This is a genomic window from Novosphingobium sp. FSW06-99 (assembly GCF_001519065.1).
Lineage (GTDB): Bacteria > Pseudomonadota > Alphaproteobacteria > Sphingomonadales > Sphingomonadaceae > Novosphingobium.
Map to the genome: position 1 here is coordinate 134,203 of NZ_KQ954255.1, position 15,165 is coordinate 149,367.

Here is a 15,165-nt window from a genome sequence, read left to right on the forward strand (position 1 = left end):
TGCGTCAAGGGCGGCACGATTGCCGCAGCCTTGCTGAGACCCGGGTTCGCACCATGACACCCATTGTATGTGTCATGCGGCCGCCGCTTCACCGGGTTTGCGGGGCCAATCGGACCGTGTTCCGGCAGGCCAGGGCCGCCGGGGTTCGCGTGGAAGGGCGCGCATCACCAGAGTTGCGCGCCGATGTCAAGCGTAACCCGTATTCCTCCCCGATTCGGGGAGGAATCAGAGGTCGCGGATGCGGCGGTGGTGGGCCAGCGTGGTCAGCACGCCGCGCATGGTGCGCACTTCCAGGTGGTTCCACGCCGCCTTGGTGAACATCGTGCGCAACGTGCGGCGGGTGACCTGGGCGCGGATTTCGGGTTCGAAATAGCCCAGCGGTTCCAGCATCCCGGTCAACTGCTCGAACATGCCGTCAAATTCGACCTGCGGGGCGGGGGGCAGCAAGTCTTCCAGCGGGGGCTGCACCAGATCGGCGTGCTTTGACCATTCATAGGCGCACAAAATCACCGCCTGAGCCAGGTTGAGCGAGGCGAATTGGGGATTGATCGGCACGGTGATGATCGTGCGCGCCAGCGCCACGTCATCGGTATCGAGCCCCGACCGTTCGGGCCCGAACACGATTGCGCTCTGTGCAGGTGCGGTGGCGATTTCGCGGGCGGCCACCTCGGGGGTGATCACCGGCTTTGACACGCCGCGCTTGCGCACCGTGGTGGCATAGACATGCGCGCAATCGGCCACCGCATCGGCCAGCGTGTCAAAGACTTGCGCGTGTTCCAGCACGCCATCGGCGCCCGCCGCGGCGGGCCCGGCCGACGGGTTGGGCCACCCGTCGCGCGGGGCGACCAGGCGCAGCCGGGTCAGCCCGAAATTGAGTATTGCGCGCGCCGCCTTGCCGATGTTTTCGCCCAGTTGTGGTCGCACCAGCACGATGACCGGTTGCGGGATCGGGTCGCGCTCGCTCATGGTTTGGCCACTTCGCGCACGCTGCTGGCAAATTCCTCGAAATCGCGCGCTTCGGTAAAGTCGCGATAGACGCTGGCAAAGCGGATATAGGCGACCGAATCGACCTGACGCAGCCCGTCCATCACCATTTCGCCGATCTGGCGCGAGGTTACCTCGTTTTCGCCGAGCACCTCGATCTGGCGCTGGATACCGGTGATCAACTGGTCCAGCCGTTCCTGATCGATCGGACGCTTGCGACAGGCCAGCCGCACCGACTGTTCGATCTTGTCACGATCGAACAGTTCGCGCCGATCGTTCGATTTGACCACCATGATGTCGCGCAATTGCACGCGTTCAAACGTGGTAAACCGCGCGCCGCACCCTTCGCATTGCCGACGCCGGCGGATCGAGGTGTTGTCCTCGCTCGGCCGGCTGTCTTTTACCTGGCTGTTGTCATGGGCACAAAACGGGCAACGCATTACATCTCCGGATAGATCGGATAGGCGGTGCACAATTCGGCGACGCGGTCGCGCACCCGCTGTTCGATCTGCCCATCGCCTTCATCGCCGTTGCGCGCAAGGCCTTCGACGACTTCGGCAATCAACTGGCCGACAATGCGGAATTCTTCTTCGCGAAAACCGCGCGTGGTGGCCGCAGGCGTGCCGAGACGGATGCCCGAGGTGACGAACGGCGAACGCTTGTCGAACGGCACGCCGTTCTTGTTGCAGGTCAGCCAGGCGCGATCGAGGCCCTTTTCCGCCGCCTTGCCGGTAACATCCTTGGGGCTGAGATCGGCCAGCATCAGGTGGTTGTCGGTGCCGCCCGAAACGATGGCGATGCCGGCATCCTGCAGGCTTTGCGCCAGCGCCTTGGCATTGGCGACCACCTGGTGGGCATAGGCCTTGAATTCTGGACGCAGCGCTTCGCCGAACGCGACCGCCTTGGCAGCGATGGTGTGCACCATCGGCCCGCCCTGCAGGCCGGGGAACACCGCCATGTTGAACTTTTTGGCCAGCGCCTCGTCGTTGGTCAGGATGATGCCCGAACGCGGACCGCGCAGCGACTTGTGCGTGGTCGAAGTAACGACATGTGCGTGCGGCACCGGCGAGGAATGCGCGCCGCCCGCAACCAGCCCCGAAATGTGCGACATGTCGACCAGCAGATAGGCGCCCACTTCATCGGCAATCGCGCGGAAAGCGGCCCAATCCCATTCGCGCGAATAGGCCGTGCCGCCCGCGATGATCAGCTTTGGCTTGTGCTCGCGCGCCAGCGCGGCGACATTGTCCATGTCGATGCGGTGGTCATCGGCGCGCACGCCATAAGGGATGGGGTGGAACCACTTGCCGCTCATGTTCACGGGCGAACCGTGTGTCAGGTGCCCGCCCGAATTGAGATCGAGCCCCATAAAGCTGTCGCCCGGCTGCAACAGCGCAAGGAACACCGCCTGGTTCATCTGGCTGCCCGAATTGGGCTGCACATTGGCAAATTCGCAGCCGAACAGTGCCTTGGCCCGCTCGATCGCCAGGTTTTCGACCACGTCGGCATATTCGCAGCCGCCGTAATAGCGCTTGCCCGGATAGCCTTCGGCATATTTGTTGGTGAAGATCGACCCGGTCGCTTCGAGCACGGCCAGGCTGGTGATGTTTTCCGATGCGATCAGCTCGATCTTGGTCTGCTGGCGATGCAGTTCCTTGCGGATCGCCGAAAAGATGTCGGGATCGGCGCTTTCGAGATGCTCGACGAAGAAACCCGCTTTGCGGATGTCCGGCGCTTTCGTCGTGGCTGCGGTCATCGTGTGGGCTCCTTTATGATCGTGTCAGAAGTTGGGGTGGGAAAGCTTGGCAACGCGGCCTTCGTGGCGTCCGCCCGCGAATGTTCCGCTCAAAAACGCCTGCAGACAGGCCTTGGCCTGATCGACACCGATCAGGCGCGCGCCCATTGCAATCACGTTGGCATTGTTGTGTTCGCGTGCCAGCGTGGCCGAATAGGGATCGGAAACCAGCGCCGCGCGGCAGGCCGGATCGCGGTTTACCGCGATCGAAATGCCGATGCCCGATCCGCACAGCGCCACGCCGCGCTCAACCTCGCCCGTGCCGACCGCCTTGGCCAGTTTATAGCCGAAATCGGGGTAATCGACGCGATCGTCGTTGAACGGGCCCAGATCGACCACTTCGTGGCCCCATTCGGCCAGTGCGACGGCAAGCTCGGCCTTCAGCGCAAAGGCGGCGTGGTCGGAGGCTATGGCAATACGCACTGGGGGTGACCTGACTGAAGGATGACGGGATTCGATATGGCCGCCCATAAGACCATCCGCGCTTGGGTGCCACATAATTTGCCTTTATGGACGGGGCCTGCACAGATGGGAGCGAAGGCGCGCGATGGACAGCGAGATCGGGATTGCAACCGCATGATGGCGCGCCATCTGCCCATGCTGGCGGCGCTGCTGCTGGCGATCGGGCTGTGCCTGATCGCCACCACCACGCCCTGGCCCGCACCCGCCGATCGCCCGGCGGGCGAATTCTCCGCCGGGCGGGCGATGGCCGATGTGCGCGTGATCGCGATCGCACCACATCCGGCTGGATCGCCCGCCGACGCGCACTTGCGCGACTGGCTGGTCAGGCGGCTGACGGGGCTGGGCATGACCGTGCGCGCCGACACGTTTGTGGCCGATCAGGCGCATATCGCGCGCAACATCGACTGGGGCGGCCCCGCAGGTATGCCGCGTACTTTGACCAATCTGGTTGCCGTGCTGCCCGGGCGCGATCGTTCGGCGCCGGCCGTGGCGCTGATGGCGCATCATGACAGCGTGGCCTATTCGCCGGGCGCGGCAGACGATGGCGCGGGGCTGGCGGCGATCCTCGAAACCGTGCGCGCGGTGGCCAGCGGGCCCAGGCCGCAACGCGATCTGATGGTGATTTTCACCGATGGCGAAGAGATTGGCCTGGATGGCGCGCGACATTTCTTTGCCGGGCGCCCGGCACCCGCCGATCCCGCGCGCGATCACATCGGCGCGCTGATCAATCTGGAGGCGCGCGGCGGCGGGGGGCGCGCCACGCTGTTCCAGACCGGCACCGGCAATGGCGCCGCCGTCGCACTGGCGGCGCGCGCGATCCGCCATCCTGCAGGTTCGTCGCTGGCGGTGTTTCTCTATCGCGTGCTGCCCAACGACACCGATGTGACCGAGGCGCTGCCGTGGCTGGCCGCGACCGGGGTGCCGGCCTACAACTATGCCTTTATCGGGCGACCGGGGCTGTACCATTCGCCCAGGGCGACTGCCGACCGGCTCGATCAGGGATCATTGCAGGATATCGGCGGACAATTGCTTGACCTGACGCGCGGCCTGCTGGCGGCACCGACCTTGCCGCGGCCCACGCCCGATCTGGTATTTTTCGATGCGTTCGGCTTTGCCCTGGTGACGATGCCGCTGTGGGCGGGATGGGTACTGTTGACGGTGGCGGCGCTGGCGATCGGCGCGATCTGGCGCCAGCACGGGCGCGGGCGCGGGCATGGCGCGGCGGCGCTGAGCGGGGCAGGGCGCATGCTGGGGCTGGCGGGCATGACCGCGTTGCTGGTGATGGGGGCCAATCTGGTGTCGTTCCATGTCGGCGGGCCCAATTATTACGACCGGCTGGCGGCGACGCCATGGCTGGAGGCGATGGCCTCGGTCACCGCGCTGACCGCGTTTTTCATCGTCGTCGGGCGCTGGCGGCCGGGGCGTGCGGCGCTGGCCGGCGCATTTGTTCCGCTATGGCTGCTGGCGGCACTGTTGCAGGCACTGGCGCCGGTCGCGGCCTATGTGCTGGTACTGCCAGTGTTGCTCGCCGCGTTGACCGCGCTGCTGCCCGACGGGCGCTGGGGCACGCCGCTGGCGGTGCTGTTCGCGGGCGTGGTGATGGGATACCAATTCGTGCTGGGTCATGAAATGCTGCAGGCGGTGGGCAGCGACCTGCCGCTGGTGGTAACGCTGCCGTTGGTGCTGGCCACGCTGGCGATCCTGCCGCTGTGGCAACCGCTGTCGCGCCGGGCGCGGCGCGTGACGGTGGTCGCTTGCGGGATTGCCGCGCTGATCATCGCGCTGAGCATCCGCGCGGCGCCGATTGCCGATACCATCCCGCCCTATAGCCGCACGACCCGCCCGGTGTCGTGAGTATGCATAAAATTTTGAAAAATAATGATAATATGTTTCAAGGCCGGTTCATTCTGAGCCTGTCGCAGGATGCGCGCCAAGGCCAGTCACCGCGCACCGACACCATGCCCATTGGGCAAAAGTCGCGCGCATCCTTCGACAAGCTCAGGGTGAATGGCTGTCGATCCCGTTTCAGGCGCGATTCGCCGATGTTTGCCGGATGATCGAAAAAACGGCGCCGGAGTTGCCTCCGGCGCCGCCTGTTTCACTGATCCAGAAACGAGCGCATCTTGCGGCTGCGGCTGGGGTGTTTCAGCTTGCGCAGCGCCTTGGCTTCGATCTGGCGGATACGTTCGCGGGTCACCGAGAATTGCTGGCCGACTTCTTCCAGCGTGTGGTCGGTGTTCATGCCGATGCCAAACCGCATGCGCAGCACGCGTTCCTCGCGCGGGGTCAGGCTGGCCAGAACCCGCGTCACGGTTTCCTTGAGGTTGGACTGGATTGCGGCATCGACCGGGATGATCGCGTTCTTGTCCTCGATGAAATCGCCCAGGTGCGAATCTTCCTCGTCGCCGATCGGCGTTTCCAGGCTGATCGGCTCCTTGGCGATTTTCATCACCTTGCGCACTTTTTCGAGCGGCATCGACAGGCGTTCGGCCATTTCCTCGGGCGTGGGCTCGCGGCCCTGCTCGTGCAGGAACTGGCGGCTGGTGCGCACCAGCTTGTTGATCGTTTCGATCATGTGCACCGGGATACGGATGGTGCGCGCCTGATCGGCGATCGAGCGGGTGATCGCCTGCCGGATCCACCACGTGGCATATGTCGAGAACTTGTAGCCACGGCGGTATTCGAACTTGTCGACCGCCTTCATCAGGCCAATGTTGCCTTCCTGAATCAGATCGAGGAACTGCAAGCCGCGATTGGTGTATTTCTTGGCGATTGAAATGACCAGGCGCAAATTGGCCTCGACCATTTCCTTCTTGGCGATGCGCGCTTCGCGTTCACCCTTTTGCACCATGTTGACGATGCGCCGGAACTCGCCCAGCGACATGCCGGTGGCCGCCGCGATGTCGGAGATTTCGCTGCGGATGCGTTCAACGCCGACGCCTTCGACCGAGGCAAAGGCGGCCCATTTCTTGTCGCGGTTGGCAACGCTGGGCAACCAGGCTTCATCCAGCTCGCGCCCGACATAGCTGTCGAGGAAATCCTTGCGCGGCACTTTGTGGCGTTCGGCCAGGCGCAGCATCTGCCCGCCCAGCGTGGTCAGCCGACGGTTGAAGGCATAAAGGTTGTCGACCAGATATTCGATCTTGGTGGCGTGGAACTGCACCGATTCCACCAGCGCGGTCAGCTCTTCGCGCATGCGGTGATAGGCGGCTTCCTTGTCGGCGGGAAAGCCGATGCCAAGCCCCAGCGATTCGAGCCGCTTTGCCTGCATCTGTTCGAATGCGCGGAACGCCTCGGTGATTTCGGCAAACTTTTCCAGCGCGGCCGGCTTCAGTTGCGCTTCCATCTGGGCGAGCGAGAGGGTGTTGTCCTCTTCGTCGTCTTCTTCCTGACGGGGCGCGCGACGTTCGCGCAGTTCGTCGTCCTCGTCCTCTTCGGCGGGTTCCTCGGCGACTTCCTCTTCTTCCTTGAACGTCGGTCCGGCGGTGGCTTCGGTGATTTCACCATCGCCTTCCTCGCCGTCTTCGGACAGGTTTTCCGGCTGCGGTTCCTTCGACAGCATCGCGTCGAGATCGAGGATCTCGCGCAGCTGCATTTCGCCCGCATTGAGCGCTTCGGACCACTGGATGATCGCGTGGAAGGTGATCGGGCTTTCGCACAGGCCCAGGATCATCGTGTCGCGCCCGGCTTCGATCCGCTTGGCGATGGCGATTTCGCCTTCGCGGCTCAGCAGTTCGACCGCGCCCATTTCGCGCAAGTACATGCGCACCGGATCATCGGTGCGTTCGATGGTTTCCTTGCGCTTTTCGACGACCGGTCGGTCGTCCATGCCGACATCGGCCTCTTCGACCTCTTCGGCCTCGCGCTCTTCGGGATCGACCGCGTCTTCATCGCTTTCGACGATATTGACGCCCATTTCCGAAATCGCCGCCATGATGTCTTCGATCTGTTCGGAAGACATCTGGTCCTGCGGCAGGGCCTCGTTCAATTCGTCATACGTGATGATCCCGCGCCGCTTGGCGCGCGCGATCAGTTTCTTGACCGAAGCGTCGTTGAGGTCGATCAGCGGAGCATCGCCGCTGTCGGTCTTGTCATTCGATGCCATTGAACCCCGATACCACTTGTTCGAGCTGCGCCATTTTTGCGGGCAGCACCATGTTTTTGGCGCCGCTATAATTATAACGCAGCACGCGCACGACCCATTTGCCCCAAGCGTGCCCGCAATGCCAGCTTTCGTTGCACCAGGCGTTGCTGTTCGGCAAAACTTTGTTCGGTCAGCTCGTGCTGGGTCCTTGCATTCGCGTCTGCCAGGGCCAATTCAACCAACGGTAATTCAACGATTATCTCGATCGATTCGGCTATTCCGGCAGGGTCGCCCCGCGCGATGAAATCGTACGGCATGCCGCCCAGATCATCGATCGTCGGCAGAACCAGCCCACGCTCGACCAATCTGGTGACGAGATCGGCGGATTCAAGCCCCGGCGCATCGCCATGGCCACCATGCGAATCGCCCAATTCGAGCAACGAATCGAGCAGGCCGCCCTGCGTCAGGTCCGATGCGCCGATTCGCGCCATCTGTTCACCATGGCGCACGATCAACCGGGGATCGGCAATCAGCCCCATCAGCACCGCGGCCAGCAGCGGGCGCAAGGTCAGCAGGACTTGCCCGACTTTTTGCATCTGGGTCAGGTTTTCAGGCGGCAGCGGCGGTTCGGGCGGCAGCCAGCGCCCGTTGGGGCCCTTGGTCCCGCGCCGGGGTGCCGCAGTGCGTGCGGGCGGCTGGCCCCGGTCGCGCGCCGGAAAGGCCAGCGCGCCAAACCGGTCGAGCAGATCGCGGCGGTAGAGCGCACGAATGTCGGGATGCTGGATGGTCTCGGTCGCCTCGATCAGCCGCGCTTTCAACCCGGCCTTGTCTTCGGGCGTGGTCAGCGGGCCGGCATCGCGTTCGGCCACCCACAATGCCTCGATCAGCGACAGGCCTTGCGTCAGCAGCGCCTCCATCGCGGCGGGGCCTTGCGCCTTGACCACATCGTCGGGGTCCATCCCGGTGGGCAAAGTGACGATCGACAGGCTGTGCCCCGGTTTCAGCAGCGGCAGCGCGCGGGTGACCGCCCGGCGCGCCGCCCGCTGCCCCGCCGCATCGCCATCGAAACACAGCACCGGGCAGGGCACCACTTGCCACAGCCGCTCGATCTGGTCTTCGGTCAGTGCGGTGCCGAGCGGGGCGACAGCCTCGGCTATGCCTGCGGCGGCCAGCGCCACCACGTCCATATAGCCTTCGACCACCACCATCCGCCCCGAGGCGCGTGCCGGGGGCGCGGCGCGGTGCAGGTTGTAGAGCGTACGGCCCTTGTCGAACAACGGGGTGTCGGGCGAATTGAGGTATTTGGGCGCGTCGGTCTTTTCGGCGGTGAGGATGCGCCCGCCAAACGCGATCACCCGCCCGCGCGTGTCATGGATCGGCAGCATCAATCGCCCGCGAAACCGGTCATAGGGCTCGCGCCCGTCGACCGCGATCAACAGCCCGGCCTCGACCAGTTGCGGCGTGCCGAATTGCGCGAGCGCGGATTTGAGCGCGCCGCGCGAATCGGGCGCAAAGCCGAACCCGAACGCCTCGACAATGCGCGCCGGAAACCCGCGCGTTGCCAGATAGGCACGTGCTGCGCCGCCCGCATCACCGGCCAGGTTGCGCGCAAAGAAATCCTGGGCGGCGGCCATTGTGTCGTGCAGCGTCTTGGCCGCCTCGGCGCGCTGGGCCGCGCGCGGGTCGGGGGCGGGCATGTCCATCCCCGCTAGCAGCGCCAGTTCCTTCACCGCGTCCATGAACGGCAGGCCCTGATGCTCGGTCATCCAGCGGATCGCATCGCCATGCGCGCCGCAGCCAAAGCAGTGATAGAACCCCTTGTCGTCGTTGATCGTGAAACTGGGTGTCTTTTCGTTGTGAAACGGGCAGCACGCCTTGAATTCGCGCCCCGCCTTCTGGACACGCACGCTGCGCCCGATCAGCCCAGACAGGCTGACGCGGGTGCGCAGTTCATCCAGCCATTGCGGGGTCAGGCTCATTAATTGGCCAGGGCGGCTTTCACCAGCCCGCTCGCCACGCTCATGTCGACTTCGGTGCCATGGCGGGCCTTCAGCGCGCCGATCACTTTGCCCATGTCCTTGGGCCCGGTCGCGCCGGTTTCGGCGATGATCGCGGCGATCACGGCCTTCACCTGGTCTTCGCTCAGCCGCGCGGGCAGGAATTCCTCGATCACCGCCAGTTCGCCGCGCTCGATCGCGGCCAGTTCCTCGCGGCCACCCTGTTCATACAGGGTAATCGATTCGCGGCGCTGCTTGACCATTTTCTGCAGCACCTCGACCACCAGCGCATCGTCGTCGGGCAGGCTGGCGGCGGTGCGCAATTCGATGTCGCGGTCTTTCACCTTGGCCAGAATCAGCCGCACTGCGGCCAGGCGCGCCTTGTCGCCGGCTTTCATGGCGGAAATCTGGGCAGCCTTGATGGTATCGCGGATCATGATCGTCGGTTTCCTGAAAAAGGGGCGTCAAACGCCTGTCACCAACCCTTAAGCGAAGATTCTGTGAACCGCTAGGTTGACGCTGCGGCCCGATGCGCCTAGCGGGCGAACCTTAGCAACATCGCCAGAACCCCTGCCTAACGGAGCGCCCCAGACCATGGCCGACCCCGCACTTTCGCACGCGCCTCAACCAGACGGCGCGACGGGAGTCTTAGTTCTCGCCGATGGTCATGTCGCCTGGGGGCGCGGGTTTGGTGCAGTTGGCAATGCGGTGGGTGAAGTGTGCTTCAACACCGCGATGACCGGCTATCAGGAAGTGATGACCGATCCCAGCTATGCCGGGCAGATCGTCACGTTCACGTTCCCGCACATCGGCAATGTCGGCACCAACAACGAAGATATGGAAAGCCACGGCGTCGAAGGCGCGGTCGGCTGCATCGTGCGCGAAGACGTGACCGCGCCGGCCAATTTCCGCAGCCAGGGCACATTCCCGCGCTGGCTGGAACTGCAGGGCAAGATCGGCCTGGCCGGGATTGACACCCGCGCGCTGACCCGGCGCATCCGCCGCCTGGGCGCGCCCAACGCGGTGATCGCGCATGCGCCCGACGGGGTGTTCGACCTGCCCGCGCTGATCGAACGCGCGCGCAACTGGCCCGGCCTCGAAGGCATGGACCTGGCGCGCAAGGTCAGCCGCGAAGCGCATGAGGCATGGGAAGGGTCGATCTGGCGGCTGGGCGAGGGCTATACCCGGCCCACCGGCAGCCAGCGCCCGCATGTCGTGGCGATCGATTACGGCGCGAAAGACAACATTTTCCGCAATCTGGTCGCCGCCGGGGCCGATGTCACGGTGGTGCCCGCCGAAACCCCGCTCGATACCGTGCTGGGGCTCAAACCGGCGGGCGTGTTCCTGTCGAACGGGCCGGGCGATCCGGCGGCCACCGGCGTCTATGCGGTGCCGGTGATCAAGGGGCTGCTCGATGCCGATGTGCCGGTGTTCGGCATTTGCCTTGGCCACCAGATGCTGGCGCTGGCGACCGGCGCGCGCACCATCAAGATGCACCAGGGCCATCGCGGCGCCAACCATCCGGTCAAGCGCATCGATGACAGCGTGGTCGAAATCACCAGCATGAACCACGGCTTTGCGGTCGATGCCGCGACTTTGCCCGAAGGTGTGGTGGAAACCCACGTCTCGCTGTTCGACGGATCGAACTGCGGCATCGCGATCACCGGCAAACGCGCATTCAGCGTGCAATACCACCCCGAGGCGAGCCCCGGGCCGCAGGACAGCTTCTATCTGTTCGAAAAGTTCGTCGGCGCGCTATGACCGGGCCCATGACGATAGCCCCCGCCCCGGCGGAGAGGGGGTTGGGGGAGGGGGCTCCCCCCCTGGCATTGGCGTTGTGCGCTCTCGACACCGTTGTACACCCCCACCCAACCCTCCCCCTGCAGGGGGAGGGCTTTTCAGGTGCGGTTTCGGGCGATGGCGAGGTCTTGCAGGATGGTGATGATCACGCCATCGGTGTTTTCGAGCACGTCGTTGTTCCAGAAGCGGATCACGCGATAGCCGTGGGCTTCAATCAGGCGGGCGCGCGCAGGATCGGTCGCGCTGTCGGCGTGTTGTCCGCCGTCGATCTCGATTGCCAGTCGCGCGCTGCGGCAGGCGAAATCGATCACGAAATCGCCGATGGGGCATTGCCGCGTAAACGCAGCGCCCAACTGGCGTCCTTTCAAACGCGCCCACAGGCGTTTTTCCGCCTCGGTCGGATTGGCGCGCAGTCGCTGCGCGATGTTCGTGCGCTGATTTCCGACCATACCCTCAACCTCCATTCTAGCCCCTCCCCTCAGGGGAGGGGTTGGGGAGGGGTGTCCAGCGCCCGCGAGGACACGCTTCGATCCGGCGCCGGACACCCCCACCCAACCCTCCCCCTGAGGGGGAGGGCGTTCACCAGCCCTGTTCACTTTACCATGGCAGCATAACCCACCATGCCCAAACGCACTGACATCAACTCGATCCTGATCATCGGCGCCGGGCCGATCGTCATCGGCCAGGCCTGCGAATTCGATTATTCGGGGACGCAGGCGGTCAAGGCGCTGAAGGAAGAGGGCTATCGCATCGTCCTGGTCAATTCGAACCCGGCGACGATCATGACCGATCCTGAAATGGCCGACGCCACGTATGTGGAGCCGATCACCCCCGAGATCGTCGCGAAAATCATTGCCAAGGAACGCCCCGACGCGCTGTTGCCGACGATGGGCGGGCAGACCGCGCTCAACACCGCGCTGGCGCTGTTCCGCGACGGCACGCTGGAAAAGTATGGCGTGACGATGATCGGCGCCAATGCCGAAGCGATCGACAAGGCCGAAGACCGCCAGAAATTCCGCGACGCGATGGACAAGATCGGGCTTGAATCCGCGCGTTCGGGCGTGGCGCATACGGTCGAGGAAGCGCTGGCGGTGCTCGAAACCACCGGGTTGCCTTCGATCATCCGGCCTTCGTTCACGTTGGGCGGGACGGGCGGCGGGATTGCCTACAACAAGGATGAATTCATCCAGATCGTGCGCGGCGGGCTGGAAGCCTCGCCCACCACCGAAGTGCTGATCGAGGAATCGCTGCTCGGGTGGAAAGAGTACGAGATGGAAGTCGTGCGTGATCGCAACGACAACTGCATCATCATCTGCTCGATCGAGAATGTCGATCCGATGGGCGTGCACACCGGCGATTCGATCACCGTCGCGCCCGCGCTGACGCTGACCGACAAGGAATACCAGATCATGCGCAGCGCCTCGATCGCGGTGCTGCGTGAAATCGGCGTGGAAACCGGCGGATCGAACGTACAGTTTGCGGTCAATCCCAAGGATGGCCGCCTGATCGTCATCGAGATGAACCCGCGCGTGTCGCGATCGTCGGCGCTGGCGTCAAAGGCCACCGGGTTCCCGATTGCCAAAGTCGCGGCCAAACTGGCGGTCGGCTATACGCTCGATGAAATCACCAACGACATCACCGGGGCGACGCCGGCCAGTTTCGAACCGACGATCGATTACGTGGTGACCAAGATCCCGCGCTTTGCGTTCGAAAAGTTCAAGGGGTCCGAACCGCTGTTGTCGACCGCGATGAAATCGGTCGGCGAAGTCATGGCGATCGGCCGCAATTTCAAGGAATCGGTGCAAAAGGCGCTGCGCGGGCTCGAAACCGGGCTAGACGGGTTCAACCGCGTCGAGGAACTGGAAGGCGCCAGCCGCGACGAGATCAATGCCGCGTTGTCGCGCGCCACGCCCGACCGCCTGCTGGCGATCGGCCAGGCGTTCCGCGAAGGCTTCAGCGTGGAGGATGTCCACGCCGTCACCAAATACGAACCGTGGTTTCTGCGCCAGATCGCCGAAATCATCGCGCAGGAAGCCGATGTCATCGCCAACGGCCTGCCGCGCGATGCCGCCGGGCTGCGGCACCTCAAATCGATGGGTTTTTCCGACAGCCGCCTGGCCAAGCTGGCGGTGCGTTCGGTGCAGATGGCGGGCAATCCCAACATGGCGCGCGCCGGTCTGGTGCACGATGTGGTCGAGGCGATGGCCGGCGCCACCAGCGAGGCCGAAGTGCGTGCGCTGCGCCACCGGCTGGGGGTGCGCCCGGTGTTCAAGCGCATCGACAGTTGCGCTGCCGAGTTCGAGGCGGTGACGCCTTATATGTATTCAACCTATGAAGGTGGCCTGTTCGAAGCGCCCGAAAACGAATCCGCGCCGACCGATGCGCGCAAGATCGTGATCCTGGGCGGCGGGCCCAACCGCATCGGGCAGGGCATCGAATTCGATTACTGCTGTTGCCATGCCTGTTTCGCGCTGGGTGATGCCGGGTTCGAAACGATCATGATCAACTGCAACCCCGAAACCGTGTCGACCGACTATGACACGTCGGACCGGCTCTATTTCGAACCGCTGACCGCCGAGGACGTGCTCGAAATCCTCGATATCGAGCGCTCGAACGGCACGCTGGTCGGCGTGATCGTGCAGTTCGGCGGGCAGACCCCGCTGAAACTGGCGCAGGCGCTGCAGGATGCGGGAATTCCGATCCTGGGCACATCGCCCGACTCGATCGATCTGGCCGAAGATCGCGAACGCTTTTCCGATCTGGTCGAACGGCTGGGCCTGTTGCAGCCCGCCAATGGCCTGGCGCGCAGCCGCGATGAAGCAGTCGCGGTGGCGGCGCGCATCGGCTATCCGGTGCTGATCCGCCCCAGCTATGTGCTGGGCGGGCGCGCGATGGAAATCGTCGACAGCCAGGCGCAGCTCGACGATTATATCGCCACCGCGGTCAAAGTGTCGGGCGACAGCCCGGTGCTGATCGACCAGTATCTTCGTGATGCCATCGAATGCGATGTCGATGCGCTGGCCGATGGCGATCAGGTGGTGATCGCAGGCGTGCTGCAACATATCGAGGAAGCGGGCATCCATTCGGGTGACAGCGCCTGCACCCTGCCGCCTTATAACCTGCCGCCTGAAATCATTGCCGAAATGGAACGTCAGACGGTGTTGCTGGCCAATGGCCTGACCGTGCGCGGGCTGATGAACATCCAGTTCGCGGTCAAGGATGGCCAGGTCTATCTGATCGAGGTGAACCCGCGCGCCAGCCGCACGGTGCCGTTTGTGGCCAAGGCCATAGGCCAGCCGATCGCCAAGTTTGCCGCGCGCATCATGGCGGGCGAAAAGCTGGCCGATCTGCCGCCGATCAAGCGCGACATCGACTATATGGCGGTCAAGGAAGCGGTGTTCCCGTTTGCGCGCTTCCCCGGCGTCGATCCCGCGCTGTCACCGGAAATGAAATCGACCGGCGAAGTGATGGGCATCGACGCCAATTTTCCGGTCGCCTTTGCCAAGTCGCAATTGGGTGCGGGCACCGGGTTGCCCGGCGCCGGAACGCTGTTCGTGTCGGTGAAGGACAGCGACAAGCCGGTGATCGTGCCGGCGGTCAAGACTTTGGTCGGGCTGGGGTTCAAAGTGGTGGCAACCGGCGGCACGGCGGACTTTCTTGCCGAGCAGGGCATTGCGGTCAATCGCGTCAATAAAGTCGCCGAAGGCCGCCCGCATATTGTCGACCATATCATCGATGGTGAAATAGCGCTTATTTTCAACACCACCGAGGGTTGGCAAAGCCACAAGGACTCGCAATCGATCCGGCGCTCGGCCCTGGTCGGCAAAGTGTGCTATTACACCACCGCCGCCGCCTCGCTGGCTGCGGCCGAGGGCATCGAAGCTTTGCGCAGTGCCGAACTTGATGTCCGATCGTTGCAGGACTATTATAAATAGGCTTCCACAGGTTTCCCCTGCACAAGCAGTCGTCTTGCCCGGGTTCGTCGCGGACCCGGCAGGGTGGATTTTTCCCTCGACGCGCCCCGGATTGGTGGGGCGCGGCGCAGA

At 64.2% G+C, this 15,165-nt stretch carries 11 protein-coding genes; 3 read left to right on the plus strand and 8 right to left on the minus strand.

The window, feature by feature from the left end:
- Positions 1-225 precede the first annotated feature (225 nt).
- Genes AQZ49_RS09515 through rpiB form a run of 4 tightly spaced genes read right to left on the minus strand, consistent with a single transcriptional unit; the run spans position 226 to position 3,199 of the window.
- Positions 226-966 (minus strand): RNA methyltransferase, encoded by a 741-nt coding sequence (locus AQZ49_RS09515; protein WP_067615058.1) that lies wholly within the window; start codon positions 964-966, stop codon positions 226-228.
- Entirely contained in the window at positions 963-1,424 is a 462-nt protein-coding gene (nrdR, locus tag AQZ49_RS09520; protein ID WP_067615059.1) for a transcriptional regulator NrdR, read from the minus strand. Before nrdR ends, AQZ49_RS09515 begins: the two co-directional genes overlap by 4 nt.
- Positions 1,424-2,737 (minus strand): serine hydroxymethyltransferase, encoded by a 1,314-nt coding sequence (glyA, locus tag AQZ49_RS09525; RefSeq protein ID WP_067615060.1) that lies wholly within the window; start codon positions 2,735-2,737, stop codon positions 1,424-1,426. Before glyA ends, nrdR begins: the two co-directional genes overlap by 1 nt.
- Before the next feature lie 24 nt (positions 2,738-2,761).
- On the minus strand, positions 2,762-3,199 hold the full coding sequence (rpiB, locus tag AQZ49_RS09530; protein WP_067615061.1) for a ribose 5-phosphate isomerase B: 438 nt from the start codon (positions 3,197-3,199) through the stop codon (positions 2,762-2,764).
- A gap of 153 nt (positions 3,200-3,352) precedes the next feature.
- On the opposite strand from rpiB, the gene AQZ49_RS09535 reads away from it, so the two are divergent.
- On the plus strand, positions 3,353-5,092 hold the full coding sequence (locus tag AQZ49_RS09535; protein ID WP_231739156.1) for a M20/M25/M40 family metallo-hydrolase: 1,740 nt from the start codon (positions 3,353-3,355) through the stop codon (positions 5,090-5,092).
- 244 nt (positions 5,093-5,336) lie between these two features.
- On the opposite strand, the gene rpoD is transcribed toward AQZ49_RS09535, so the two are convergent.
- From rpoD to AQZ49_RS09550, 3 genes are all read right to left on the minus strand, one after another.
- Positions 5,337-7,343, minus strand: a complete 2,007-nt coding sequence (rpoD, locus tag AQZ49_RS09540) for an RNA polymerase sigma factor RpoD (protein ID WP_067615062.1) — start codon at positions 7,341-7,343, stop codon at positions 5,337-5,339.
- A gap of 71 nt (positions 7,344-7,414) precedes the next feature.
- Complete coding sequence (gene dnaG, locus AQZ49_RS09545) at positions 7,415-9,301, minus strand: DNA primase (RefSeq protein ID WP_067615063.1); 1,887 nt, start codon at positions 9,299-9,301, stop codon at positions 7,415-7,417.
- Positions 9,301-9,756, minus strand: a complete 456-nt coding sequence (locus AQZ49_RS09550; RefSeq protein ID WP_067615064.1) for a GatB/YqeY domain-containing protein — start codon at positions 9,754-9,756, stop codon at positions 9,301-9,303. Before AQZ49_RS09550 ends, dnaG begins: the two co-directional genes overlap by 1 nt.
- Positions 9,757-9,913: 157 nt before the next feature.
- Between AQZ49_RS09550 and carA the strand changes: the two genes are divergently transcribed.
- Positions 9,914-11,080 carry a glutamine-hydrolyzing carbamoyl-phosphate synthase small subunit gene (gene carA, locus AQZ49_RS09555; RefSeq protein WP_067615065.1) on the plus strand — a complete coding sequence of 389 codons (1,167 nt, stop codon included), beginning with the start codon at positions 9,914-9,916 and terminating at the stop codon, positions 11,078-11,080.
- 137 nt (positions 11,081-11,217) lie between these two features.
- Here the strand turns inward: carA and AQZ49_RS09560 are convergent, their stop codons facing one another.
- On the minus strand, positions 11,218-11,568 hold the full coding sequence (locus AQZ49_RS09560) for an endonuclease domain-containing protein (protein WP_067615066.1): 351 nt from the start codon (positions 11,566-11,568) through the stop codon (positions 11,218-11,220).
- Positions 11,569-11,739: 171 nt separating this feature from the next.
- Between AQZ49_RS09560 and carB the strand changes: the two genes are divergently transcribed.
- Positions 11,740-15,054 carry a carbamoyl-phosphate synthase large subunit gene (gene carB / locus AQZ49_RS09565; protein ID WP_067615067.1) on the plus strand — a complete coding sequence of 1,105 codons (3,315 nt, stop codon included), beginning with the start codon at positions 11,740-11,742 and terminating at the stop codon, positions 15,052-15,054.
- Positions 15,055-15,165 lie beyond the last annotated feature (111 nt).

Excerpts from the sequence above, each read along its gene's own strand:
- AQZ49_RS09515 (WP_067615058.1), bottom strand. The coding sequence starts at position 966 with ATGAGCGAGCGCGACCCGATCCCGCAACCGGTCATCGTGCTGGTGCGA.
- nrdR (WP_067615059.1), bottom strand. The coding sequence starts at position 1,424 with ATGCGTTGCCCGTTTTGTGCCCATGACAACAGCCAGGTAAAAGACAGC.
- glyA (WP_067615060.1), bottom strand. The coding sequence starts at position 2,737 with ATGACCGCAGCCACGACGAAAGCGCCGGACATCCGCAAAGCGGGTTTC.
- AQZ49_RS09535 (WP_231739156.1), top strand. The coding sequence starts at position 3,353 with ATGATGGCGCGCCATCTGCCCATGCTGGCGGCGCTGCTGCTGGCGATC.
- rpoD (WP_067615062.1), bottom strand. The coding sequence starts at position 7,343 with ATGGCATCGAATGACAAGACCGACAGCGGCGATGCTCCGCTGATCGAC.
- dnaG (WP_067615063.1), bottom strand. The coding sequence starts at position 9,301 with ATGAGCCTGACCCCGCAATGGCTGGATGAACTGCGCACCCGCGTCAGC.
- AQZ49_RS09550 (WP_067615064.1), bottom strand. The coding sequence starts at position 9,756 with ATGATCCGCGATACCATCAAGGCTGCCCAGATTTCCGCCATGAAAGCC.
- carA (WP_067615065.1), top strand. The coding sequence starts at position 9,914 with ATGGCCGACCCCGCACTTTCGCACGCGCCTCAACCAGACGGCGCGACG.
- AQZ49_RS09560 (WP_067615066.1), bottom strand. The coding sequence starts at position 11,568 with ATGGTCGGAAATCAGCGCACGAACATCGCGCAGCGACTGCGCGCCAAT.
- carB (WP_067615067.1), top strand. The coding sequence starts at position 11,740 with ATGCCCAAACGCACTGACATCAACTCGATCCTGATCATCGGCGCCGGG.